Here is a 25411-nt window from a genome sequence, read left to right as displayed (position 1 = left end):
CCGCCGACCACCACCCCTCTTCATCCCCCCAGGGAGGCAGCCCGTGACCGCACACGCCGTTCGTACCGGAGTCTGGTTCATCGGAGCACGCGGCTCCGTCGCCACCACCGCCACCGCGGGGTGCGCGGCCATAGCGGCAGGGCTCCATCCCCCGACCGGCATGGTCACCGAGACACCACCCTTCACCGACAGCGCACTGCCACCACTGACCTCCCTCGTCTTCGGGGGACACGACACCCTGGACTGCCCTCTGCCCAAGCGGGCCGAGGCCCTCGCGGCCGGGGGAGTGCTCCCGCACGGGCTGCCGTCGGCCGTCCGGGCGGAGCTCGGCGCCGCCGACGCGGAGATCCGGCCCGGCGGCCCGCTCCGCGGCGACACCCGCACCGACGAGGAGCTCATCGCCGCCTTCACCGCTGATCTCACCGACTTCGCCCGGCGCAACGAACTCGCCCGCACCGTCGTCATCAACGTCGCCTCGACCGAGGCCGCCCCCGGCGAGGGCGACCCGCGGCTGCCCGCCAGCTCCCTCTACGCGGCGGCAGCGCTCCGCGCCGGCTGCCCCTACGTCAACTTCACCCCGTCCACCGGGCTGCGCAGCCCGCGGCTGCGGGACGCCGTCGACTCCTCGGGACTTCCCCACGCCGGACGGGACGGCAAGACGGGCCAGACGCTGCTGCGGTCCGTACTCGCACCGATGTTCGTCCAGCGTGCGCTTCCGGTGCGGGCGTGGTCGGGCACGAACCTCCTGGGAGGAGGGGACGGAGCCGCACTGGCCGACCCCGCGGCGGCAGCCGCCAAGAACGCGGGCAAGGAACGCGTACTCACCGACACGCTCGGGGCCGCTCCGGAGGGCGAGGTGCACATCGACGACGTCCCGGCGATGGGCGACTGGAAGACGGCGTGGGACCACATCGCCTTCGACGGCTTCCTAGGTTCCCGGATGATCCTCCAGACGATCTGGCAGGGCTGCGACTCCGCCTTGGCCGCCCCCCTGGTCCTGGACCTGGCCCGGCTGCTGGCCCGCTCCCACGAGACGGGGCTCAGCGGCCCGAGGCCCGAACTGGGCTTCTACTTCAAGGACCCGGACGGCGGACCGTCCGCGCTCTCCGACCAGTACGCGGCCCTGCTCGCCTTCGCCGGACGCCTGCGGGCCGCCCAGTGAGGCCGCTGCGGCTGCTCGCGGTGGTGAGCGGCTCCCCCCGGCTGCTCGCGACGCGGCCCCCGGCCACCGCCCCCTCGGTCGGCCTGTCCGGTGCGGGCGGGACTGCGCCCGCACCGGACAGGCCTCGCCCCCGCGCGCGGCTGCGGGCCTGGGCGGAACTGCTCCGGGTGTCAGCGTTGTTCAGTGTGCCGGGCGACGCGCTCGCCGGTGCCGCCGCCGTGGGCCTGCGCCCCGGCCGGGGCACGGCGCTCGCGGTCGGCGCGTCACTGTGCCTCTACGAAGCGGGCATGGCCCTGAACGACTGGGCCGACCGCGAGGAGGACGCAGTCGACCGGCCGCACCGGCCCATCCCCTCGGGCCGCATCGCACCGGGCGCGGCCCTGGCCGCGGCAGGCGCCCTGACGGCGGCGGGCCTGACCCTCGCGGCCCGGGCCGGCCGGCCCGCACTGGCTGTGGCGACCGGCCTCGGTGCCACGGTCTGGGCCTACGACCTGCACCTGAAACACACGCGGCTGGGACCGGCGGCGATGGGGACGGCCCGGGCCCTGGACCTGCTCCTGGGTGCTGTGGCCACGACCGCCGCCCCGGTCACCCGCACGGCTGCCGGGCGCGGGCGAGTGGCCACAGCCGTCCAGGCACGCGGGGCCCGCACCGCCCGTGCCGCGCTCGGGTCACGTGCCGCGCTCCCTGCCGCCCTCGCCCTCGGGGCCCACACCTACGCCGTGACCGCCGTCTCCCGGCACGAGGCGCGGGGCGGGTCCACGAAGGTGCCGCTGGCCGCGCTCGCGGGAACGGCCGCCCTGGGGGCCGCCGTTCTGCGCGGACGACCAGTGACGGCCGCGGCGCCCGCGTCGGCCCCATCACCCACATCCGCCGCGGCGCCCGCGTCGGTCATGTGGCCCGCATCCGTCATGTGGCCCGCATCCGTCACGTGGCCCGGCCGAACCACGTCGCCCGCGCCCGCCACCGAGCGGCTCCTGCTCACCGCGTTCACCGGTGCCTACCTCCGCACCTCCGGGGTCCCCCTCCTCCACGCCGCCCTCAATCCCTCCCCACCCCTCACCCAGCGCGCGGTCGGCGGAGGGATCCGGGCCATGATCCCGCTGCAGGCCGCCCTGGCCGCGCGGGCCGGGTCGCCGCTCGGCGGCCTCGCCGTCATGGGGCTCGTCCCCCTCGCCCGCGCGCTCGCACGGAAGGTGAGCCCCACATGACCCTCCGGTTCGGCTACGGCACCAACGGCCTCACCGACCTCAGGCTGGACGATGCCCTCGGCCTCCTCGCCGACCTCGGCTACGACGGGGTCGGGCTCACGCTCGACCACATGCACCTCGACCCGCTCGCCCCGGACCTCACCGAGCGCACCCGAAGGGTGGCACGCCGGCTGAACGCGCTCGGCCTCGGCGTCACCGTCGAGACCGGGGCGCGTTACGTCCTCGACCCACGGCGCAAGCACGGTCCCTCCCTCCTCGACCCGGACCCCGAGGCACGCGCCGCGCGCACCGGACTGCTCGTGCGCGCCGTCGAGGTGGCCGCCGGCCTCGGCGCCCACGCCGTGCACTGCTTCAGCGGCATCACCCCGCCGGACACCGGCACGGACACCGCGTGGCAGCGGCTGACGGGCGCCCTGGCCCCGGTCCTGGACGCCGCCGCCCGCGAGGGCGTCCCCCTGGCCATCGAACCGGAACCCGGCCACCTCCTCGGCACGCTCGCCGGCTTCCATCACCTGCGCACCCTCCTCGGCGACCCGGAACCACTCGGGCTCACCCTCGACATCGGCCACTGTCAGTGCCTGGAGCCCGCACCGCCCGCCGACTGCGTCAAGGAAGCGGCCCCCTGGCTGCGCCATGTGCAGATCGAGGACATGCGGCGAGGAGTCCACGAACACCTGCCCTTCGGTGACGGCGAGATCGACTTCCCGCCGGTGCTCGAAGCCCTCGCCGCCACCGGTTACTCCGGCCTCACCGTCGTCGAACTGCCCCGGCACTCCCACGCGGGTCCGGAACTCGCCCGCAGCTCGATCGACTTCCTGCGCCGGGCCACCCGCACGACGGACGGAGCCGTACCGTGCTGATCAGCCGCAAGGAACTCGACGACCGTCTCGGAGGGGCCGAACGGGCCTGGCTCGACGAAGCCCTCGCCGAGGCCGCCCACGCCGCGAACCACCCCGGCCAGGACAGCGGCAACCCTCCGTGGGAGCTGCGGTTCGCGTCGGCGGGACGGCACTGCGGCCTCGAGAACGCCGACTCCGTACGCGCACTGCTGCTCGTCGAGGCGCGCGCCGGTCTGCCCGCCGTCACCAGGCTCTACGAGCAGGGGACCGCCGCCGAACGCCGCGCCGTGCTCCTGACCCTGCACCTGCTGGACCTCGGTGCCACCGCGCTCCCTCTCGTCGAGGACGCCCTGCGCACCAACGACACGCGGCTGGTCGCCGCCGCCGTCGGCCCGTACGGCGCCGACCACCTCGACGCCCACGGCTGGCGGCACGCCGTCCTCAAGTGCCTCTTCACCGAGGTCCCCGTCGAGGCCCTCGACCGGCTCGGCGAGCGGGCCCGCGGTGACGCCGAACTCGCGCGCATGCTCGGTGACTTCGCCACCGAACGCACCGCGGCCGGACGTGCCGTCCCCGCCGGGCTGCGGACGGTCCTCGACCTCACCGGCCCGGCGCCCGCCCCCGCCCCCACGGAGGAGTCCTGATGCGCATCTTCGACCCCCACATCCACATGACCTCCCGCACCACGGACGACTACCAGGCGATGCACGACGCGGGGGTGCGCGCCCTCGTCGAACCCTCCTTCTGGCTCGGCCAGCCCCGCACCTCGCCCGCCAGTTTCTTCGACTACTTCGACGCCCTGCTCGGCTGGGAGCCCTTCCGCGCCTCCCAGTACGGCATCGCCCACCACTGCACACTCGCCCTCAACCCCAAGGAGGCGAACGACCCGCGCTGCACACCTGTCCTGGACGCCCTGCCCCGCTACCTCGTCAAGGACTCGGTCGTCGCCGTGGGCGAGATCGGTTACGACTCCATGACCCCCGCCGAGGACACGGCGCTCGCCACCCAGCTCCAGCTCGCAGCGGACCACGGCCTCCCCGCGCTCGTCCACACCCCGCACCGTGACAAGCTCGCCGGACTCCACCGCACCATCGACGTCGTCCGCGAATCGGAGCTGTCCCCGGAGCTGGTCCTGCTCGACCACCTCAACGAGACGACCGTGCGGGACGCCCTCGACAGCGGATGCTGGGCCGGCTTCTCCATCTACCCGGACACCAAGATGGACGAGGACCGCATGATCACGGTCCTGCGGACCTACGGGACCGACAGGATCCTCGTGAACTCGGCCGCCGACTGGGGAAAGAGCGACCCGCTGAAGACCCGCAAGGTCGCCGACTTCATGCTGAAGGCCGGATTCGACGAGGACGACGTCGACAAGGTTCTGTGGCGCAACCCCGCCGACTTCTACGGACAGAGCGGAAGACTCCAGCTCGACACCGCCGCCCCCGGACCGCTCCACGAGGGCAACTCCATCCTCCGCGGCGGGGAGTGAGCCATGCGTTTCCGCCACCCCGACGGCTCCACAGTCCACCTCGCCTACTGCACCAACGTGCACCCTGCCGAGAACCTCGACGGAGTCCGCGCCCAGCTGCGCGACCACTGCGAGCCCGTCCGCAAGCGGCTCGGCCGGGACCGCATCGGCATCGGCCTCTGGCTCGCCAAGGACGCGGCCCGCGCCCTGATCAACGACCCCGCCGCGCTGCGCTCGCTGCGCGCGGAACTCGATCACCGCGGCCTCGAAGTCGTCACCCTCAACGGGTTCCCCTACGAGGGATTCGGGGCCCAGGAGGTCAAATACCGGGTCTACACCCCGGACTGGACGGACCCCGAGCGGCTCGCCCACACCACCGACCTCGCCCGGCTCCTCGCCGCCCTGCTCCCGGACGACGTCGACGAGGGCACCATCTCCACACTGCCCATCGCCTGGCGCACCCCGTTCGACGACGACCCCACGGCCGCCGGCACGGCGCACAAGGCGCTCACCGTGCTCGCGCAGCGGCTCGACGCCCTCGCGGAACTGACCGGAAAGTCCATCAGGATCGGGCTCGAACCCGAGCCCGGCTGCACCGTGGAGACCACCGCAGACGCCATCGGCCCCCTCACCGCGATCGGTCACGACCGCATCGGCATCTGTGTCGACACCTGCCACCTCGCCACCTCCTTCGAGGACCCGGACACCGCACTGGACGCCCTCGGCGCCGCAGGCGTACCCGTCGCCAAGGCCCAGCTCTCCGCGGCCCTGCACGCCGAACAGCCGCACCTGCCCGAGGTGCGCGCCGCCCTGGGGGCCTTCGCCGAACCCCGCTTCCTCCACCAGACACGCACGCTCACCGCCTCGGGCCTGCGCGGGACCGACGACCTCGACGAGGCCGTCACCGGCGGGGCGCTCCCCGACGGCACCCCGTGGCGATCCCACTTCCACGTCCCCCTCCACGCTCCGCCCGCGCCTCCGCTCACCTCCACGCTCCCCGTCCTCCAGTCCGTGCTGACCCGGCTCGTCGGCGGACCGGAGCCCGTCACCCGGCACCTGGAGGTCGAGACGTACACCTGGCAGGCGCTCCCCGCCGAACTGCGGCCCCGCACCCGGACCCAGCTCGCCGACGGCATCGCCGCCGAACTCACCCTCGCCCGCGACCTCCTCGTCGACCTCGGACTGAAGGAGCTCCCGTGACCGCTCCCGGACCCGCCGCACACCCCACCCCGCTCCTCGTCCTCGACGTCGTCGGCCTCACCCCGCAACTGCTCCAGCACATGCCCAACCTCCGGGCCATGGCCGGATCGAAGGCACCGCTCTCCACCGTCCTGCCCGCCGTCACCTGCGCCGCCCAGTCCACCTTCCTCACCGGCACCACCCCCGCGGAGCACGGCATCGTCGCCAACGGCTGGTACTTCCGTGAGCTCGGCGACGTACTCCTGTGGCGCCAGCACAACGGGCTCGTCGAGGGCGACAAGCTCTGGGACGCCGCCCGGCGCGCCCACCCCGGCTACACGGTCGCCAACATCTGCTGGTGGTACGCGATGGGAGCCGACACCGACTGGACCGTCACCCCCCGCCCCGTGTACTACGCCGACGGGCGCAAGGAACCCGACTGCTACACCCGGCCCCCCGCGCTGCACGACGAGCTCACCGAGAAGCTGGGCACCTTCCCCCTCTTCCACTTCTGGGGGCCCGGCGCCGACCTCGTCTCCTCCCGATGGATCATCGACGCCACCCGTCACATCCTGGCCACCCGCACCCCCGACCTGGCCCTCTGCTACCTCCCGCACCTCGACTACGACCTCCAGCGCTACGGCCCCGACGATCCCCGCGCCCACCAGGCCGCGGCCGACCTCGACCGGGCCGTGGCCCCCCTGCTCGACGACGCCCGGGCGGAGGGCCGCACCGTCGTCGCGCTCTCCGAGTACGGCATCACCCGGGTCGACCGGCCCGTCGACATCAACCGCGCCCTGCGCCGCGCCGGCCTGCTGGAGGTCCACACGCAGGACGGCATGGAGTACCTCGACCCCATGACTTCCCGCGCGTTCGCCGTCGCCGACCACCAGCTCGCCCACGTCTACGTACGCCGTCCGGAGGACCTGGAAGCGACCAGGGAGGCACTCGCGGATCTCCCCGGCATCGCGGAACTCCTCGACGACGAGGGCAAGAAGGCACACCAGCTGGACCACCCCCGCTCCGGCGAGCTCGTCGCCGTCGCCGAGAAGGACGCCTGGTTCACGTACTACTACTGGCTCGACGACGCCCTCGCGCCCGACTTCGCGCAGCTCGTCGAGATCCATCGCAAACCGGGCTACGACCCGGTGGAGCTCTTCATGGACCCCCAGGACCCCTATGTCCGGGTCAAGGCCGCCTCGGCGGTCGCCCGGAAGAAGCTCGGCATGCGCTACCGCATGGCGGTCGTCCCCCTGGACCCCTCACCTGTCCGCGGCAGCCACGGCCGCCTCCCCACGAGCGACGACGAAGGTCCGCTCATCCTCTGCTCCACCCCCCACGCGTTCACCGGCCGAGTCCAGGCCACCCAAGTGAAGTCCCTGCTCCTCCAGCTTGCCGGACTGCACTGACAATCCGCCCCGCCCGCACACGACAGGGAGATTCGTGAACATGAGCCGCACCCCGAAGGACCCCGAGCTCGCGCGCAGACTCAGCCGCCGCAACGTCCTGGGCGTCGCCGCCGGAGCCACGGCCGCCACGCTGCTGGGCGGGGCCACCGCCCAGGCGTCGAGCCCTCAGGGCGTCCAGGGCCTCCAGAGCAAGGGCAAGGGCAAGGGACGCCCCGTCCTGCCCCCGGGCCGCCTCGGGATCCAGCTGTACAGCCTGCGCGACAAGGTCTCCACCCTCGGCTTCGCCCCCGTCTTCGCCGAACTGGAGAGGTACGGCTACGACGAGATCGAGTTCGCCGGGTACACCCAGGGCTCGGCGGGCGCCATCTCCCTCGCCCAGCTCAAGAAGCTGGCCCGGGACCACGGGCTGAACCCCATCGGCAGCCACGTCGGCTACTACGACGACAACAACCCGGGCGCCTACACCTTCGCCCAGAACCTCACCAAGGTCCTGGACGAGGCCGAGGCCCTCGGCCTGAAGCACATCGGCACCGCCTCCGGGCCCTTCCGCTACGGGTCCACGGTGGACGGCTGGAAGCGCGCCGCCGACGACTTCAACACCTACGGCGCGGCAGCCCGCAGGCGCGGCATGAAGTTCTACCAGCACAACCACGCGGAGGAGTTCAGCTTCGCCACCGACAAGCCGGACGTCCGCCTCTACGACGTCCTGCTCGCCGAGACCGACCCCGACCTGGTCTACCTGGAGATGGACATCTACTGGGCCTTCGCCGCGCAGTTCCGCTTCGGCAAGCGCGCCGACGGCACGCCGGCGCCCTTCAACCCCATCGACTACGTACTCGAACAGCCCGAGCGCTACCCCCTCTTCCACGTCAAGGACGGCACCAAGGACGACACCGCCCGTGACGGCTACCGCATGACGGACGTCGGCGACGGGGACATCGACTACAAGAACTTCCTGAGCCGGGTCACCACACGCACCCGCCACGGCCGCACCTACCACCACTGGCAGACCGAGCACGACAACCCGGTCGAGTCCTTCGCCTTCGCCCGCAAGTCCAGCGAGCACCTGCACTCGCTGCGCACGGGCCGCTGCGGGGACTGACACCTGACGGCACACACGCATGGGGCCCGGTTCCAGCTGGAACCGGGCCCCATGCGTGTGATGCGGAGGTGCGGTCAGTCGGTCTCCCGTATCGGGGCGGGAGAGGCCTTCACCAGCGGGTTGCCCTTCCGGTCGCGGCCGGGTGCCGCGAGGAACAGGGCGAGGAATCCCGCGAAGAACGAGATGCTGCCCGCCAGGATGAAGGCGCCGTAGAGCCCCCAGGCGTCCACGACCAGGAAGCCCATACCCGCTCCCAGCCCGGAGACGAGTTTGGAGCTGTAGACCATGCCGTAGTTGGTGGCGTTGTTGTTCTCGCCGAAGTAGTCCGCGGTCATCGCCGCGAACATGGGGAAGATGGCCCCGCCGCCGAAGCCCGAGATCGCGGAGAAGAGCAGGAAGAGCGGCAGGCTCTTCATCTCGGCCGACCAGATGATGCCGAACTGGGCCAGCCCCAGGATGACGCAGACGTGGAGCAGGCACTTCTTGCGGCCGTAGAGGTCGGAGAGCCAGCCGATGACGCCGCGTCCCGTGCCGTTGACGATTGCCTTGAGCGACATCGCCGTGGCCACGATGCCGGCGGCGAATCCGGCGTCCTGGCCGATGTCGACCTGGAAGGCGATACCGAAGATGTTCACACCGGAGGTACAGGCGAGGCAGCACCACATCAGCGCCACCCGGCCGGTCCTCCAGGCCTCGCCGGGGGAGTACTGCTTGACGGCCGGAGGGTTCTTCTCCAGTGCGCGGCGGGCCCGTGGGTCCTCGGGCGGGTTGAGCGGGTCGATCCCGGCGGGCCACCAGTTCTTCGGCGGGTCCCGGAAGAAGAAGCCGGCACAGGCCACGAGCGCCGCGAGGAAGACGCCCACCGAGACCAGGACCCACCGGAAGTTGGTGATGTCCATGTACCCGGTGAAGAGGAAGACGAACGGCACCGAACCGTAGGCGAACCCCCCGTTGACGAAGCCCGTCTTCCCGCCCCTGCGTTCCGGGTACCACTTGCCGACCATGTTGACGCAGGTGGCGTACACCATGCCCGCGCCCATGCCGGAGAACACACTGAAGCCGATGTACGCGAAGATCACGTGCGGCGCGTACGCCAGCGACAGATAGCCGAGGAGCGTGCCCGTCGCGCCGAGCATCATCGCCCAGCGGGCCGGGAGCCGGCCGGTCTCCCGGAGCCTGCCGGCGGGCATCGCGACCGCGGCCTGGAAGAACACCCAGACGGTCATCATCCAGTAGATGTGACCGCTGTTCCAGTTGTGCGCGTGGTGCAGTGTGTCCTCCGCCGACGCGAAGGCGTACTCGGCCGAGCTGATGCCCATCATGCCGACCCACGGCAGGATGACCATCCACTTGCGCTTGCGGCCCATGATGTCGATGTCGCTCTCGCCCAGCCGGTACGTGCGGCCGTTGGCGTCCGTCACCTCCCTGAAGGGGACGGATGTGGTGAGGTCTGCAGTCGTCATTGTCGATCGAACCCCTTGCGTGGAAGAAGTCTGGCCAGCGCCCCCTGCCCGTTCTCACTTCGCGCGGGGGTCCGCGGCCTCGCGCGGCACGCCGCGGACCCCGTGGTTCGAGCCGTCGTCATCAGGTCATCGGCCACCGCCCAACAGCCCGGCCGCCCTGGCCCAGCGGTACTTCGCGCCGAGCACGGCGACGGGCCGCTCCGTGGTGTACGGATAGGCGACGACGCCCCGCTCGAACAGGTACGCGCACGCCTCCTCCACCTCGATGTCCCCGGCGAGCGACGCCACCACCGGCTTCTCGATCCCGCGTGCCCGGAACTCCTCCACCACCCGGGCCGTGAGCTCGGCGAAGACCATCGGAGGGGTGACGATCGTGTGCCAGTAACCCAGGACCAGGGCGTGGATCCGCGGATCCTCCATCCCCAGCCGGATCGTCGCCTCGTAGGTCGACGGCGGTTCCCCGCCCGTGATGTCGATCGGATTGCCGGCCGCGCCGAACGGCGGGATGAACGCCTTGAACGCCGTGTCCAGATCGGGCGGGATCTCCATCAGCGAGAGCCCGTTGTCCACGATCGCGTCGGACAGGAGCACCCCCGAGCCGCCCGCCCCCGTGATGATCACGACGTTGTCGCCCCGGGGCGCCGGCAGGACGGGCAACGCCCGCGCGTACTCCAGCATGTCGTTCAGTCCCGGCGCGCGGATGACCCCCGCCTGACGCAGGATGTCGTCGTACACCGCGTCGTCCCCGGCCAGCGCGCCCGTGTGGGAGCCCGCCGCCCTGGCACCCGCGCTCGTACGACCCGCCTTGAGGACCACGACCGGCTTCCTGGGCACGGTCGCCCGCGCCGCCTCCACGAAGGCGCGTCCGTCCTTGAGGTCCTCCAGGTGCATCGCGATGCACTCGGTGTTCGGGTCCTCCCCGAACCAGGTCAGCAGGTCGTCCTCGTCGATGTCGGACTTGTTGCCGAGCCCGACGATCGCCGAGACCCCCGTCCTCGTCGAGCGCGCGAAGCCCAGGATCGCCATCCCGATGCCCCCCGACTGCGAGGTCAGCGCCACCGGGCCCTTGACGTCGTACGGGGTGCAGAACGTGGCGCAGAGGTCCTGCCACGTCGAGTAGTAGCCGTAGATGTTCGGTCCCAGCAGCCGCACGCCGTACTGCTCGCCGACCGCCACGATCTCGTCCTGGAGGGCGTGTTCACCCGTCTCGGCGAAGCCGGACGGAATGAGCACGGCGTTCGGGATCCCCTTGCGGCCCACCTCCTTGAGCGCCGAAGCGACGAATTTGGCGGGGATCGCGAAGACCGCCACATCCACCTCACCGGGAACGTCGGTGACACTCTTGTACGCCTTACGGCCGAGAATGTCATCGGCCTTGGGGTTCACCGGATGGATCTCGCCCGCGAAACCGCCGTCGATGAGGTTGCGCATCACCGAATTGCCGATCTTTCCCTGCTCGTTGGAGGCACCGATGACCGCGATCGAGCGCGGCTCCATCAGCCGGCGCATCGATACGAGGATCTCCTCCCGGCTGTAGCGGCGCCGCGCCTTGACCTCCACGGTCGTCAGCAGGATCCGGATGTCCGCGGCCACGGCACCGTCCGGCGAGGCGATGACCGGGTTGAGGTCCACCTCCGCGATCTCCGGGAAGTCCGTGACCAGTTGGGAAACCCGCCGGATCTGCTCGGCGAGCGCCCACCGGTCCACGGCCGGTGCCCCCCGCACCCCCTTCAGGATCTCCGCGGCGCCGATCGAGTCGAGCATCGACTGCGCCTCGTCCGCGGTCACCGGCGCCAGCCGGAAGGTGATGTCCTTCAGGACCTCGACCAGGACACCGCCGAGACCGAACGCCACCACCTTCCCGAACGTCGGGTCGGTGACCGCCCCGACGATGACCTCCTGGCCCGGCGGCACGAGCTGCTGGACCTGCACTCCCTCGATCCGTGCGTCCGGCGCGTAGGCCTTCGCGTTCTTCACGATGCCGCAGAAGGCCGCGCGCACCTCCTGCGCGCCCGACACGCCGACCACGACGCCGCCCGCGTCCGTCTTGTGCAGGATGTCGGGAGAGACGATCTTGAGGACGACGGACCCGCCGAGCCGGTCGGCCAGTGCCACCGCCTCGTCGACGTCACGGGCCAGGCCCTCGCCCGGCACAGTGATCCCGTACGCGTCGGCGACGATCTTCCCCTCCGGCGCGGTGAGTGCGCTGCGCCCCTCGCTCCGGACGCGGTCGAGCAGCACCCTGACGCGTTCCCGCTCCTGTGTCTCGACTGTTGTGGCCATGCTCAGATGACTCCGTTCGTCTTCAGCAGCCGCAGTTCCTCGTCGCCCAGGCCCAGTTCGCCGACGTACACCTCCGCGTTGTGCTCACCGAGCAGCGGGGAGGTGACGATGTCGACGGGAGAGTCGGACAGCTTCAGCGGGCTGCCGACCGTGGTGAAGGAGCCACGCTCGGGGTGCTCGACGCGGACCACCATCTCGTTGGCGACGAGTGACTCGTCCTCGACGATCTCCCGGGTGGAGAGGATCGGGCCGCACGGGATGTTGTGCGCGTTGAGCTGCTCCAGGACCTCCCACTTGGGGAGCGTCGCCGACCACTCCTCGATCAGCTGGAACATCTTGTCGAGCTTCGGCAGCCGGGCCTCCGGGGTCGCCCACTCGGGGTCGTCCGCGAGTTCGGGGCGGCCGATCAGCGCCGACAGGGGCTGCCAGCCCACCGGCTGCACGATGACGTACACGTAGTCGTTGGGACCGCCCGGTGCGCACTTCACCGCCCACCCCGGCTGGCCGCCGCCGCTGGCGTTGCCGCTGCGCGGCACCTCGTCGGCGTCCGCCGTGTCCCGCGCGTTCGGGTACTCGGCGAGCGGCCCGTGCTCCAGCCGCTGCTGGTCGCGCAGCTTGACCCGGCAGAGGTTGAGCACGGCGTGCTGCATCGCCACGTTGACCCGCTGCCCGCGCCCGGTGTTCTCGCGCTGGAACAGGGCGGCGAGGATGCCGGCCACCGCGTGGATGCCGGTCCCCGAGTCGCCGATCTGGGCACCGGTCGCGAGCGGCGGCCCGTCCGCGAAGCCCGTGGTGGCCATCGAGCCGCCCATGGCCTGCGCGACGACCTCGTAGGCCTTGAAGTTGGTGTACGGGCCCTCGCCGAAACCCTTGATGGAGGCGTAGACGATCCGTGGGTTGATCTCCTGGATCCGTTCCCAGGTGAACCCCATACGGTCCACGGCGCCCGGGCCGAAGTTCTCCACCATCACGTCGCTGCGGCGGATGAGCTCGGTCAGGATCTCCTTGCCGCGCTCGCTCTTGGTGTTGAGCGTGATGCTCCGCTTGTTGCAGTTGAGCATCGTGAAGTAGAGGGAGTCGACGTCGGGCAGATCGCGCAACTGCTTGCGGGTGATGTCCCCGCTCGGCGCCTCCAGCTTGACCACGTCCGCCCCGAGCCAGCCGAGCAGCTGGGTGGCGGAGGGACCGGACTGTACGTGCGTCATGTCGAGGACGCGCACGCCCTCAAGAGCTTTGGTCATGCCAACGGCTCCTCTGCTACTTGTACATGGTCTGGTTCATCGTTCCGGGGGCGTACGCGTCCGGGTCGACCCAGACGTTGATCAGCGAGGGCAAACCGGACTCCCGGGCCCTGCGCAGCGCGGGCGCGATGTCGGCGGGGTCGCGCACCTCTTCGCCGTAACCGCCCAGCATCTGGGCGAACTTGTCGTAGTGGACATCGCCGAGGGTGTTGCCGATCCGCTCGCGCTCGTCGCCGTACTTGGCCTTCTGGCCGTAACGGATCTGGTTCATCGAGGAGTTGTTGCCGACGATCCCGACGAAGGGCAGGTTGTAGCGGACCAGCGTCTCGAAGTCCCACCCGGTCAGGGAGAACGCCCCGTCGCCGAACAGCGCCACGACCTCCTTGTCCGGCCGGGCCTGCTTCGCCGCCAGTACGAAGGGGACCCCGACGCCGAGCGTGCCGAGCGGGCCCGGGTCCATCCAGTGGCCGGGGGTGCGGGGCTGGACGACCTGGCCGGAGAAGGTGACGATGTCGCCGCCGTCGCCTATGTAGACGGAGTCCTCCGTCAGGAAGTCGTTGATCTCGCTCACCAGCCGGTACGGGTGGATGGGCGAGGCGTCCGACCTCAGCTGCGGCAGCCGCTTCTCGATCGCGGTCTGCTCGGCGGCGCGCAGCTCGTCCAGCCAGGCCTTGCGCAGGGCCGAGCCGCCGTTGAGGCGCCCGCTCGCGGCCTCGGTCACCGCCTTCAGTACGACGGACGCGTCCCCGACGATCCCCAGGTCGATGTCGCGGTTCTTGCCCACGGTGCGGTAGTCGAGGTCGACCTGCACCACGGTCGCGTCCGGCGAGAGCCGCTTGCCGTAGCCCATGCGGAAGTCGAAGGGCGTCCCCACGATCACGATGAGGTCGGCGTTGGAGAACGCGTAGCGCCGGGAGAGCTGGAAGTGGTGCGGATCGCCCGGCGGGAGGGTGCCGCGGCCCGCGCCGTTCATGTAGGCGGGGATGTTGAGGGTGCGTACGAGCTCGGTGGCGGCGTCCGTGGCCCGGGTCGTCCAGACCTGGCTGCCCAGCAGGATCGCGGGCTTCTCGGCGTGGACCAGGAGATCGGCGAGCTTCTCGATGTCGGCCGGGTCACCGGCCGCCCGGGTGGACGCACGGTACAGGCCGGCCTCGGGGACCCGTGCCCTGGCCGCCGGGACCTTCGCGTCGAGCACATCGCGCGGGATCTCCAGGAAGGAGGGGCCAGGCGCCCCGTGGTAGCACTCCCGGAACGCCATCGACACCATGTCCGCCGCCCGCGCGGTGTCCGGCACGGTGGCCGCGAACTTGGTGATGGGCGTCATCATGTCGACGTGCGGCAGGTCCTGGAGCGAGCCCATCTTGTGCTGGGTGTGCGCCCCCTGACCCCCGATCAGGAGCATCGGTGACTCGGCGCGGAAGGCGTTGGCGACACCGGTGACCGCGTCGGTGGTTCCCGGCCCGGCGGTGACGACGGCGCACCCCGGCTTACCGGTGATCCGGGCGTAGCCGTCGGCGGCGTGCGCGGCGACCTGCTCGTGGCGTACGTCGACGACCTCGATGCCCTCGTCGACGCAGCCGTCGTAGATGTCGATGATGTGGCCGCCACAGAGGGTGTAGATGCGTTCGACCCCCTCCGCCTTGAGTGCCTTGGCGACCAAGTGCCCACCGGAGATGAGGTTCTGGCTGTCCTGGCTGTCCTCGGGCATGGCGATGTCCTGTCCCTTCGTAGGGGAGTGCGGGAGCCGCTCCGCCGCTCTCGCGGTACATTGCATACAGTCGACGAATACTGTATGAAGCTTGTTATCCCGCATCCGGTGGGTGGTGTCCAGGGGGCGTGCGGCACTTTCACAATCGGCACGATCGGGAGTGGCTATGGATCTGTACGAGCACCAGGCAAGGCAACTCTTCGCGGATCACGGCATCGCCGTACCGGAAGCCGAGGTCGTGGACCATCCGTCCGCCGTCCATGCCGCGGCCGAACGGCTCGGCGGCCGCGTCGTCGTCAAGGCGCAGGTCAAGGTCGGTGGCCGGGGCAAGGCGGGCGGGGTGAAGACGGCGGCGGACCCGGCCGCCGCCGTGGTCACCGCACGCGGGATTCTCGGCGCGGACATCAAGGGCCACACGGTCCGCTCCGTGATGCTCGCCCAACCCGTGGACATCCAGGACGAGTTCTACGTCAGCTACGTACTGGACCGGGCCGCCGGCACCTTCCTCGCCATCGCCTCCGCCGAGGGCGGCATGGACATCGAGGAGGTGGCGGCCACCCGCCCGGAGGCGGTGGCACGCATCCACGTCGACCCGGCCGAGGGGGTCACCGCCGCCACGGCGGCCCGGATCGCCGAGGCGGCCGCACTCCCCGCCGAGACCGCGCCCGTGCTCCAGGCTCTGTGGCGGGTCCTCACCCAGGAGGACGCCCTGCTGGTCGAGGTCAACCCGCTGGTGCGTACGGTGGACGGCCGGATACTCGCGCTCGACGGCAAGGTCACCCTTGACGACAACGCGGCCTTCAGACAGCCACGTCGGGGCACCGACTCCGCGGATCCGCACGGTGACCCGCTGGAGGCGGCGGCTGCCGCCAAGGGGCTGAACTACGTCAAGCTCGACGGCGAGGTCGGCATCATCGGCAACGGCGCGGGGCTCGTCATGTCGACCCTCGACGTGGTCGCCGGCTGCGGGGCCCGCCCCGCCAACTTCCTCGACATCGGGGGCGGAGCCTCCGCACGTGTCATGGCCGACGGTCTCACCGTCATCCTCTCGGACCCCTCGGTGAAGTCCGTCTTCGTCAACGTCTTCGGCGGGATCACGGCGTGCGACGCGGTCGCCGACGGGATCGTGCAGGCGCTGGACTCCGTCCACCTCACCAGACCCCTGGTGGTCCGGCTCGACGGCAACAGCGCGGCGCGGGGCCGCGCGATCCTCGACGCACGTGCGCACCCGATGGTCCAGCAGGTCACGACGATGGACGGCGCAGCCGGCCGGGCAGCCCAACTGGCCCTGGGAGGGCACTGATCATGGCGATCTTCCTGAGCAAGGAGAGCAAGGTACTCGTCCAGGGCATGACCGGCGCCGAGGGCATGAAGCACACCCGGCGCATGCTCGCCGCGGGCACCCAGATCGTCGGCGGCGTCAACCCGCGCAAGGCGGGGCGCACCGTGGACCTCGCCGACCGCACCGTCCCGGTCTTCGGCTCCGTCCAGGACGGCATGGACGCCACCGGCGCCGACGTCACGGTCGTCTTCGTCCCGCCGCCGTTCGCCAGGGCGGCCGTCGTGGAGGCGGTGGACGCGGGCATCGGCCTGGCCGTGGTCATCACGGAGGGCATCCCCGTCCACGACGCGGTGGCCTTCCACGCCCACGGCAAGGCGCGCGGTACCCGCATCCTCGGGCCCAACTGCCCCGGGGTGATCAGCCCCGGGCAGTCCAACGCGGGCATCATCCCGGCCGACATCGCGGCGAAGCCCGGCCGGATCGGCCTGGTGTCCAAGTCGGGCACACTCACCTACCAGCTCATGCACGAACTGCGCGACACGGGCTTCTCGACGGCCGTGGGCATCGGCGGGGACCCCGTGATCGGCACGACGCACATCGACTGCCTGACGGCCTTCGAGAACGATCCCGACACCGAACTCATCGTCCTGATCGGCGAGATCGGCGGCGACGCGGAGGAGCGCGCGGCCGCCCACATAGCCCAGCACGTCACGAAACCCGTGGTCGGCTACATCGCGGGATTCACGGCGCCCGAGGGCAAGACCATGGGCCACGCGGGGGCGATCGTCTCGGGCTCGTCGGGCACGGCCGAGGCGAAGAAGACGGCGCTGGAGGCGGCCGGTGTCGCCGTGGGCGCCACCCCGACGGAGACGGCACGCCTGGCGGAGAACCGGCTGCGCGGCTGAACGGAGCCCGCCTCCCGGAGGCCGTCGCCTGACCGCGCGGCATCAGCCGGTCCGGCGAGGTGGGCCCGTCGTGGGAGCAGAGCCGCAGGCGCCGCGCACCCGCGATCCCCGCCCCGCCCCACCGCCGTCCAGTACGTCCCCGCACCCCTCTGCCTCCCCGTACCCCAGTCATCCCGCACCTCCAGAGCGGAGACCCCATGACCACGGAACCCACATCGACATCCACCACCCCGCCACACACCCCCGGCCCCCTCGTCCTCAAGCCGGGAACCGCCTGGCAGGACGCCTGGCGCCGCTGTCTCGCCACCGCGCCCGAGGCCTTCCAGGAGGACCGCGTACGCAACCTCTGGGCCGGCGCCTGGCACTCCGACGGCCGTAGCCTCCCCGCGACCAGCCCCGTCGACGGCACCCCCGTCAGCGGGCCGCCCCGGCTCGACGCCGCCGCCGCCCGGCAGGCGGTGCGTGCCTCCCTCGACGCCCACCGGGCCTGGCGCCACGTCCCGCTGCCCGAACGCCGCGCCCGGGTGGCCGCGGCGCTCGACGCCCTCGCCGAGCACCGCGAGCTCCTCGCCCTGCTCCTGGTCTGGGAGATCGGCAAGCCCTGGCGCCTCGCCCAGGCCGATGTGGACCGGGCGATCGACGGCGCCCGCTGGTACGTCGACCACAGCGACCGCCTGCTGGCCGGCCGCACACCGCTCGCCGGCCCCGTCTCCAACATCGCCAGCTGGAACTACCCCATGTCCGTGCTGGTCCACGCGATGCTCGTACAGGCCCTCGCCGGCAACGCAGTGATCGCCAAGACGCCCACCGACGGCGGGGTGGCCTGCCTCACCCTGGCCTGTGCGCTCGCCGCCCGCGAGGGCCTGCCGCTCACCCTCCTCAGCGGCAGCGGGAGCGAACTGTCCGAGCCGCTGGTCCGGTCGGCCGAGATCGGCTGTGTCTCGTTCGTCGGCGGGAGGGACACCGGCGCGCGCATCGCGACCGCCGTCGCCGACCTCGGCAAGCGGCACATCCTGGAACAGGAGGGACTCAACACCTGGGGCTTCTGGAACCACACGGACTGGCAGTCCTTCTCCGACGTGGTCCCCAAGCTCTTCGACTACGGCAAGCAACGCTGCACCGCCTACCCCCGCTTCGTCGTCCAGCGCACCCTCTTCGCGGACTTCCTCGCGGCCTACCTCCCCGCCGTGCGCTCCCTGCGCATCGGTCACCCCCTCGCTGTGGAGCACCCCTCCGACCCGCTCCCAGCCCTGGACTTCGGACCGCTGATCAACGCCACCAAGGCCAAGGAACTGCACGACCAGGTCACCGAGGCGATCGACCGCGGGGCCGTACCGCTCCATCAGGGATCCGCGGCGGACGCCCGCTTCCTCCCCGGTCAGGACACCAGCGCCTATCTCCACCCGGTCACGCTCCTGAACCCACCGCCCTCCTCGCCGCTCCACCACGCGGAACCCTTCGGCCCGGTCGACACGATCGTCCTGGTCGACACCGAGGCCGAACTCCTCGCCGCCATGAACGCGTCCAACGGAGCCCTCGTCGCCACCCTGTCCACCGACGACCCGGCGACCTACGAGCGGCTCGCCCCGCAGATCCGCGCCTTCAAGACCGGTCACGGCAAGCCCCGTTCGCGGGGTGACCGCGAAGAGCTCTTCGGAGGCTTCGGGGGGTCCTGGCGCGGTGCGTTCGTGGGCGGCGAACTGCTCGTACGGGCCGTGACCGACGGCCCCGGGGAGGAGAGGCTGCCGGGCAACTTCCCGGACCACCACCTCATGCCGTAACGACGGCCGTCAGGCGATTCCCTGCCGGTCCGGGCGCAGCGCGAACGCCCGCCCTGCCGCCTCGGGCACCGTGCGCTCCACCGCCTCGACCAGGAGCGCACGGTGCCTGAGCAGCGGCTTGCCGCGCTCCTCGGAGGCCAGCAGCAAGAGGTCGTCCAGCCCCGCCAGGAACCGTCGCGTCACCTGCGGGCTGGACGCCGCGCACCCCCGGATCTCCTCGAACGCGAGATCGACGAGTTCCGTCCACCCCGGCACCTCCTGGACGAGCCGCACCTCGCCCCGTCGGTCCCGGTGGTGCAACGGACCGAGCGGAAGACGCACCGCGACGGAGAGGAACTGCACGATGCGGTCCAGGCACTGCACCGCCGTGGTCGGGTCGTTCACCGAGGACGAGAGGGCACGCAGTGCGATGTCCGACAGCTGCCGCAACCCGAACGCCGGGTCCTGGTGCAGGCTGCGCTCGACCCCGGCCAGGACCGTACGCCGCAGCGCGCCCGGCGGCGGGAGGGTGCCGCCGTGCACGGCCAGTACGGGGGTACCGGGCACCAGGAAGTCCCCGGCAAGAGGTACCAGCCGCAGCACCACCCCGTGCCGTCGCGCGGCTCGCACCAGCCGTGGCACCCGCACGCTCCGCAGCACGCCGGCCCGCCCCCGGTGCGCCGCCCGTGCCGTCTCCGGACCGAGCTCCGGAGCCAGGTCCGGCACCAGGGGCTGACGCTTCAGGGCGTCGAGCGATTCGCGGGTGATGTGGTCGAGGACGGGACCGACCTGCATGAGCCGCAGGGTGGACGAGACGTAGGCGACGAACAGCAGCAGACTCAGGCCCACCAGGCCCAGCGTGAGCAGGCTCTGCAGCAGCGGCACCGATGTCACCCGCCGGGGGTCCGGATCGGCTCCGCCCTCGTACGAGGTCAGCACGAGCAGGGAGAAGGCGAAGGTCGCCAGGAACACCGTCAGGGTGAGTTTGCTGATCCTGCTCCGCACGAAGATCCGGACCACGCGCGGGGTGAGCTGCCCGCTCGCCATCTGCACGGCCACCAGCGAGATGCTGAACACGACGCCGATGAAGGTCATCATCGCCGCACTCACCGTGGTGACGATCGTCCGCGCGTCCCCGGCGAAGTCCAGCAGGTCCTGGAGCTCCCGGTACGCCTCCTCCTCCCGCAGATACGTGACGATCCTCGTGTCCAGTTCGGAGAGGCCCCACCAGAGGACGAACACGGCCAGCAGTCCCGCCACCGGCGCGAACCAGAAGGTGTCCCGCAGCCGCTCCCGGAACAAGGACGCCGATGACGCCGATGACGGCGAGCTCGGTGCGGGGGACGGCCGGTGGGCGTGCTCACTCCCGCCGCTCGGGACACTCTTGCCACTCATGCCCGCGAAGGTAGCCCGGCGCGACTGTGCGTGCACAGCACGCCACGGTGCGTGCACATGTCGGCGTCGGGGCTGTCCGGAGGTGCCCGCACCGCACTGACCACGGAAAACGCAGGTGAGAGGCACCCCAAACCCCTGGTATTGTTTTCTTTGTCGCCGCGGGGAACACCCCGGGACGACAGACACCTTGTCCGGGTGGCGGAATGGCAGACGCGCTAGCTTGAGGTGCTAGTGCCCTTTATCGGGCGTGGGGGTTCAAGTCCCCCCTCGGACACCAGCGAGGACCCCAGTTCATCTGGGGTCTTTTTGCGTTCCCCGGGAGCGCCGGCCGCCGCGCCTGCCGTCTCACCCTCCGACATCACGATCCGGTCTCGTCCCGCCGTCGGGTACTTGTTTTCCTTCGTGTAATCGATTCCAATCTCCCATGTAATCGATTCCACGCCCTTCCAGCTGGTTTCGAGGCTACGGAAACCACAAGGAGGTGGTCCCGGACATGGCGAGCATCAAGGATGTCGCGGCCCAGGCAGGAGTCTCTGTCGCCACGGTCTCCCGCGTACTCAACAGCCATCCCTCCGTCAGCCCGGACGCACGCGCCCGCGTCCTCGCCGCCGTCGAAGCCCTCGGCTACCGGCCCAACGCCGTGGCCCGTTCGCTGCGCACCGACCAGACCCGCACGCTCGGCCTCGTCATCAGCGACGTGCTCAACCCGTACTTCACCGCGCTGGCCCGCTCCGTGGAGGAGGAGGCCCGTGCGCTCGGCTACAGCGTGATCATCGGCAACGCCGACGAGAAGCCTGACCAGCAGGACCATCACGTCCGTACGCTCCTGGACCGCAGGATCGACGGGCTCCTGGTCTCGCCGGCCGACGGCGGGTCCCCGCTGCTGCTGGACGTGGCCCGCACCGGCACCCCGATGGTCTTCGTGGACCGCTGGATCCCCGGACTGGACGTCCCCGTCGTACGCGCGGACGGACACCGGGCCATCCAGGAGCTGGTCGCCCACCTGTACGCCCTCGGCCACCGCAGGCTCGCCATCATCGCCGGCCCCGCCGCCACGACCACGGGCAACGAGCGCGTCGAGGCGTTCCGCGAGGCGATGCGCGCCCACGGGCTCGCGCTCCCCGCCGCCTACATCGGGCAGGGCGACTTCCAGGCCGACAGCGGCCGGCGCGTCACCGAGCACTTCCTGTCGCTCCCCGAGCCGCCCGAGATCGTGTTCGCCGCCGACAACCTCATGGCGCTCGGCGCCCTGGACGCCATCCGCGCACGCGGCCTGCGCGTCCCCGAGGACATCGGGATCGCGGCCTTCGACGACATCCCGTGGTTCGTGCACACCGGCCCGCCGATCACCGCCATCGCCCAGCCGACGGGCGACCTCGGCCGTGCCGCCGTGCGCGCCCTGGTCGACATCGTCGAGGGCCGCCCCCCGCAGTCCGTCACCCTGCCCGCCGCCCTCGTCGTACGCAGCTCCTGCGGCGAGCGCACCTCCACCCCGGGAGCAACGAGTGAGTGAATCGGTCGAGTTGCTGCGCATCGAAGGCGTACGCAAGACCTTCCCCGGTGTCGTCGCCCTGGACAGCGTCGACTTCGATCTGCGAAGCGGCGAAGTGCACGTCCTGCTCGGTGAGAACGGTGCCGGCAAGAGCACCCTCATCAAGATGCTCTCCGGTGCCTACCGGCCGGACGCCGGCCGGATCTTCGCCGGCGGCCAGGAGGTGCGCATCCACGGCGCACAGGACGCCGAGAAGCTCGGGATCGCCACGATCTACCAGGAGTTCAACCTGGTGCCCGATCTGACGGTCGCCGAGAACATCTTCCTCGGCCGCCAGCCCCGCCGCTTCGGAATGATCGACCGGCGGACCATGGAGGCCGACGCCGAGGTGCTCCTGCGCCGCGTGGGCCTGCATGTCTCGCCCAGGGCCAGGGTCCGCGAACTGGGCATCGCCCGGCTCCAGATGGTCGAGATTGCGAAGGCGCTCAGCCTCGACGCACGAGTCCTGATCATGGACGAACCGACTGCCGTCCTCACCTCCGAGGAGGTCGACAAGCTCTTCGGGATCGTGCGCCAACTCCGCGCGGACGGCGTCGGGATCGTCTTCATCACCCACCACCTCGACGAGATCGCCGCCCTCGGCGACCGCGTCACCGTCCTGCGTGACGGCCGGAGCATCGACCAGGTGCCCGCCTCGACCCCCGAGGCGGAACTCGTCCAGCTCATGGTGGGGCGCAGCATCGAGCAGCAGTACCCGCGCGAACGCCCCGAGGCCGGCGCCCCGTTGCTCTCCGTCCGTGGACTCACCCGCGACGGGATCTTCCACGACATCAGCTTCGACGTGAAGGCGGGTGAGGTCGTCGGCCTCGCCGGACTCGTCGGAGCGGGGCGCACCGAGGTCGCCCGCGCCGTCTTCGGTGCCGACCCCTACGACACCGGCACCGTCGACGTGAACGGCGAGCGGCTGGGCAAACACGACGTGACCGCCGCCATGGGTGCCGGAATCGGGCTCGTCCCCGAGGACCGCAAGGGCCAGGGCCTCGTGCTCGACGCCTCCGTGCAGGAGAATCTCGGCCTCGTCACCCTCCGCTCGGCGACCCGCAGCGGAATCGTCGACGTCAAGGGGCAGCGCACCGCTGCCGCGCGCATCGCCGAACAGCTCGGCGTACGGATGGCCGGCCTCGGCCAGCACGTCCGCACGCTGTCCGGCGGGAACCAGCAGAAGGTCGTCATCGGCAAGTGGCTCCTGGCCGACACCAGGGTGCTGATCCTCGACGAGCCGACGCGCGGCATCGACGTCGGCGCCAAGGTCGAGATCTACCAGCTCATCAACGAGCTCACGGCCTCCGGGCACGCCGTCCTGATGATCTCCAGCGACCTGCCCGAGGTCCTCGGCATGAGCGACCGCGTCCTGGTCATGGCCCAGGGCCGCATCGCCGGGGAACTCGCCGCACACGAAGCCACCCAGGACGCCGTGATGGCACTCGCCGTCAGCTCCGCACCCGTCATCACACCCACCGAGAAGGCAGAGGAGGGCCCCCGTGGCCACTGACACGCATCCGAGCAAGGCGGGCGCGGGCGGCGCCGGACACACCCTTCGCCGCCTCCTGCTCGACAACGGCGCACTCAGCGCCCTGGTCGTCCTCCTGGTGGCGATGTCGCTGCTGTCCGGCGACTTCCTCACCACCCAGAACCTCCTGAACGTCGGCGTCCAGGCCGCGGTCACCGCGATCCTCGCGTTCGGTGTCACCTTCGTCATCGTCTCGGCGGGCATCGACCTGTCGGTCGGCTCGGTCGCCGCGCTCTCCGCCACCGTGCTCGCCTGGTCGGCGACGTCCGCCGGCGTTCCCGTCTGGCTGGCGGTCATCCTGGCCGTCCTCACCGGCATCGCCTGCGGTTTCGTCAGCGGCGCCCTCGTCGCCTACGGGAAACTGCCCTCGTTCATCGCGACCCTGGCCATGCTCTCGGTGGCCCGCGGGCTGTCACTCGTCATCTCCCAGGGCCGGCCGATCCCCTTCCCCGACTCCGTCTCCGTACTCGGCGACACCCTCGGCGGCTGGCTGCCCGTCCCGGTCCTCGTGATGATCGCGATGGGCCTGATAGCGGCCCTCATCCTGGCCCGTACCTACATCGGCCGCTCCATGTACGCGATCGGCGGCAACGAGGAGGCGGCCCGTCTCTCCGGGCTGCGGGTCAAGAAGCAGAAGCTGGCCATCTACGCGCTGTCCGGTCTCTTCGCCGCCGTCGCCGGTATCGTCCTCGCCTCCCGTCTGGTCTCCGCGCAGCCGCAGGCCGCACAGGGGTACGAGCTCGACGCGATCGCCGCGGTCGTCATCGGCGGCGCCAGCCTCGCGGGCGGTGTCGGCAAGGCGTCGGGCACGCTGATCGGCGCGCTCATTCTCGCGGTGCTGCGCAACGGCCTCAACCTCCTCTCCGTGTCCGCCTTCTGGCAGCAGGTCGTCATCGGTGTCGTGATCGCCCTCGCGGTGCTGCTCGACACCCTGCGCCGCAAGGCCGGATCAGGCGCCGCGTCCGCAGGCGGCTCGTCCGCCGCCCCCGGTGCACCCGGCAAGGGCCGAAAGGGAGCGATGCAGATCGGCATCGCGGTGGTCTGCCTGGCCGCCGTCATCGCCGCCGTGACCTTCTTCAAGTCCGGTTCCTCCGGCACCACCACCAAGGTGGGCATGTCGCTCTCCACCCTGAACAACCCCTTCTTCGTCCAGATGAAGGAGGGCGCGCAGGAGGAGGCCGAGAAGGCCGGGATCGACCTCACCGTCACCGACGCCCAGAACGACGCCTCGCAGCAGGCCAACCAGCTGGAGAACTTCACCAGTTCCGGGGTGGACTCCGTCATCGTCAACCCGGTGGACTCCGACGCGGTCGGCCCCGGCGTCCGGGGCGCCAACAAGGCGGGCATCCCGGTCGTCGCCGCCGACCGCGGCGTCAACAAGGCCGAGACCGCGACGCTCGTGGCCTCCGACAACGTGGCGGGCGGCAAGCTCGCGGCCAAGACACTCGCCGACCGGCTCGGCGGCAAGGGCAGCATCGTCGTCCTCCAGGGAACCGCCGGCACCTCCGCCAGCCGGGAGCGCGGCGCGGGCTTCGCCGAAGGCATCAAGGCCTACCCGGGCATCAAGGTCGTCGCCACCCAGCCGGCCGACTTCGACCGCACCAAGGGCCTGGACGTCATGACGAACGTCCTCCAGTCCCACCCGGGGATCACCGGTGTCTTCGCCGAGAACGACGAGATGGCGCTCGGCGCCGTGAAGGCACTCGGCAGCAAGGCCGGGAAGTCCGTCGCGGTCGTCGGCTTCGACGGGACCCCGGACGGTCTGACGGCCGTCGAAGCGGGCACGCTGTACGCCTCCGTGGCCCAGCAGCCCGACGAACTGGGCAGGATCGCCGTGCAGAACGCGGTCCGCGCCGCGGAGGGCAAGAAGATCGGCAGCATGGTGAAGGTGCCGGTCAAGGTCGTCACCCGGCAGAACGTCGCCGACTTCTCCTGATCA

Annotated in this window: 19 protein-coding genes and 1 tRNA gene; 15 read left to right on the top strand and 5 right to left on the bottom strand. The window is 71.1% G+C overall.

Annotated elements, in window-relative coordinates; all coding sequences use genetic code 11:
* Positions 1 to 43: 43 nt before the first annotated feature.
* Genes ABZY45_RS17515 through ABZY45_RS17480 form a run of 8 tightly spaced genes read left to right on the top strand, consistent with a single transcriptional unit; the run spans position 44 to position 8373 of the window.
* Positions 44 to 1162, top strand: coding sequence for an inositol-3-phosphate synthase (locus ABZY45_RS17515; RefSeq protein ID WP_356740850.1), 1119 nt, complete (start codon positions 44 to 46; stop codon positions 1160 to 1162).
* Positions 1159 to 2373 carry an SCO3242 family prenyltransferase gene (locus tag ABZY45_RS17510; protein ID WP_356740848.1) on the top strand — a complete coding sequence of 405 codons (1215 nt, stop codon included), beginning with the start codon at positions 1159 to 1161 and terminating at the stop codon, positions 2371 to 2373. The genes ABZY45_RS17515 and ABZY45_RS17510 overlap by 4 nt, the downstream gene beginning before the upstream one ends.
* Positions 2370 to 3233, top strand: coding sequence for a sugar phosphate isomerase/epimerase family protein (locus tag ABZY45_RS17505; RefSeq protein ID WP_356740846.1), 864 nt, complete (start codon positions 2370 to 2372; stop codon positions 3231 to 3233). Before ABZY45_RS17510 ends, ABZY45_RS17505 begins: the two co-directional genes overlap by 4 nt.
* The gene (locus ABZY45_RS17500; protein WP_356740844.1) at positions 3227 to 3856 is read left to right on the top strand and encodes an EboA domain-containing protein; all 630 of its coding nucleotides are present in this window, start codon (positions 3227 to 3229) and stop codon (positions 3854 to 3856) included. The genes ABZY45_RS17505 and ABZY45_RS17500 overlap by 7 nt, the downstream gene beginning before the upstream one ends.
* The gene (locus tag ABZY45_RS17495) at positions 3856 to 4704 is read left to right on the top strand and encodes a TatD family hydrolase (protein ID WP_356740842.1); all 849 of its coding nucleotides are present in this window, start codon (positions 3856 to 3858) and stop codon (positions 4702 to 4704) included. Before ABZY45_RS17500 ends, ABZY45_RS17495 begins: the two co-directional genes overlap by 1 nt.
* Positions 4705 to 4707: 3 nt before the next feature.
* Positions 4708 to 5883 (top strand): metabolite traffic protein EboE, encoded by a 1176-nt coding sequence (eboE, locus tag ABZY45_RS17490; RefSeq protein ID WP_356740840.1) that lies wholly within the window; start codon positions 4708 to 4710, stop codon positions 5881 to 5883.
* Positions 5880 to 7271, top strand: coding sequence for a nucleotide pyrophosphatase/phosphodiesterase family protein (locus ABZY45_RS17485; RefSeq protein WP_356740838.1), 1392 nt, complete (start codon positions 5880 to 5882; stop codon positions 7269 to 7271). The genes eboE and ABZY45_RS17485 overlap by 4 nt, the downstream gene beginning before the upstream one ends.
* 40 nt (positions 7272 to 7311) lie before the next feature.
* Entirely contained in the window at positions 7312 to 8373 is a 1062-nt protein-coding gene (locus ABZY45_RS17480; RefSeq protein ID WP_356740836.1) for a sugar phosphate isomerase/epimerase, read from the top strand.
* A 74-nt stretch (positions 8374 to 8447) separates the two neighbouring features.
* Here ABZY45_RS17480 and ABZY45_RS17475 read toward each other — a convergent pair whose 3' ends face one another.
* From ABZY45_RS17475 to ABZY45_RS17460, 4 genes are all read right to left on the bottom strand, one after another.
* A complete protein-coding gene (locus tag ABZY45_RS17475; protein WP_356740834.1) occupies positions 8448 to 9836 on the bottom strand; it encodes an OFA family MFS transporter in 1389 nt (462 codons plus the stop codon).
* A 126-nt stretch (positions 9837 to 9962) separates the two neighbouring features.
* The gene (locus ABZY45_RS17470; protein WP_356740832.1) at positions 9963 to 12119 is read right to left on the bottom strand and encodes an acetate--CoA ligase family protein; all 2157 of its coding nucleotides are present in this window, start codon (positions 12117 to 12119) and stop codon (positions 9963 to 9965) included.
* 2 nt (positions 12120 to 12121) lie between these two features.
* Positions 12122 to 13360 carry a formyl-CoA transferase gene (gene frc / locus ABZY45_RS17465; RefSeq protein ID WP_356740830.1) on the bottom strand — a complete coding sequence of 413 codons (1239 nt, stop codon included), beginning with the start codon at positions 13358 to 13360 and terminating at the stop codon, positions 12122 to 12124.
* A 16-nt stretch (positions 13361 to 13376) separates the two neighbouring features.
* A complete protein-coding gene (locus ABZY45_RS17460) occupies positions 13377 to 15068 on the bottom strand; it encodes a thiamine pyrophosphate-binding protein (protein ID WP_356740828.1) in 1692 nt (563 codons plus the stop codon).
* 166 nt (positions 15069 to 15234) lie between these two features.
* Here ABZY45_RS17460 and sucC point away from each other — a divergent pair, with 166 nt between their 5' ends.
* The 3 genes from sucC to ABZY45_RS17445 all read left to right on the top strand — a co-directional run bounded on the left by sucC (position 15235) and on the right by ABZY45_RS17445 (position 19036).
* Positions 15235 to 16371 (top strand): ADP-forming succinate--CoA ligase subunit beta, encoded by a 1137-nt coding sequence (gene sucC, locus ABZY45_RS17455; RefSeq protein ID WP_356740826.1) that lies wholly within the window; start codon positions 15235 to 15237, stop codon positions 16369 to 16371.
* A gap of 2 nt (positions 16372 to 16373) precedes the next feature.
* Positions 16374 to 17255, top strand: a complete 882-nt coding sequence (gene sucD, locus ABZY45_RS17450) for a succinate--CoA ligase subunit alpha (RefSeq protein ID WP_356740824.1) — start codon at positions 16374 to 16376, stop codon at positions 17253 to 17255.
* 197 nt (positions 17256 to 17452) lie between these two features.
* Positions 17453 to 19036, top strand: coding sequence for an aldehyde dehydrogenase family protein (locus ABZY45_RS17445; RefSeq protein WP_356740822.1), 1584 nt, complete (start codon positions 17453 to 17455; stop codon positions 19034 to 19036).
* A gap of 9 nt (positions 19037 to 19045) precedes the next feature.
* Here the strand turns inward: ABZY45_RS17445 and ABZY45_RS17440 are convergent, their stop codons facing one another.
* Positions 19046 to 20410 carry a DUF2254 domain-containing protein gene (locus ABZY45_RS17440; RefSeq protein ID WP_356740820.1) on the bottom strand — a complete coding sequence of 455 codons (1365 nt, stop codon included), beginning with the start codon at positions 20408 to 20410 and terminating at the stop codon, positions 19046 to 19048.
* Positions 20411 to 20599: 189 nt separating this feature from the next.
* Here ABZY45_RS17440 and ABZY45_RS17435 point away from each other — a divergent pair.
* The 4 genes from ABZY45_RS17435 (at position 20600) to ABZY45_RS17420 (ending at position 25408) form a co-directional block, all read left to right on the top strand.
* Positions 20600 to 20687 (top strand) — tRNA-Leu (locus ABZY45_RS17435).
* A gap of 216 nt (positions 20688 to 20903) precedes the next feature.
* Positions 20904 to 21923 carry a LacI family DNA-binding transcriptional regulator gene (locus ABZY45_RS17430; protein WP_356740818.1) on the top strand — a complete coding sequence of 340 codons (1020 nt, stop codon included), beginning with the start codon at positions 20904 to 20906 and terminating at the stop codon, positions 21921 to 21923.
* Positions 21916 to 23454, top strand: a complete 1539-nt coding sequence (locus ABZY45_RS17425) for a sugar ABC transporter ATP-binding protein (protein WP_356740816.1) — start codon at positions 21916 to 21918, stop codon at positions 23452 to 23454. Before ABZY45_RS17430 ends, ABZY45_RS17425 begins: the two co-directional genes overlap by 8 nt.
* Positions 23444 to 25408: a substrate-binding domain-containing protein gene (locus ABZY45_RS17420; RefSeq protein ID WP_356740814.1), complete on the top strand. Its 1965-nt coding sequence runs from the start codon at positions 23444 to 23446 to the stop codon at positions 25406 to 25408. The genes ABZY45_RS17425 and ABZY45_RS17420 overlap by 11 nt, the downstream gene beginning before the upstream one ends.
* The last annotated feature ends 3 nt before the right edge of the window (positions 25409 to 25411 follow it).

This window comes from Streptomyces sp. NPDC006516, from assembly GCF_040611875.1.
Classification (GTDB): Bacteria; Actinomycetota; Actinomycetes; order Streptomycetales; family Streptomycetaceae; genus Streptomyces.
This window is presented reverse-complemented; position numbering and strand designations above follow the sequence as displayed.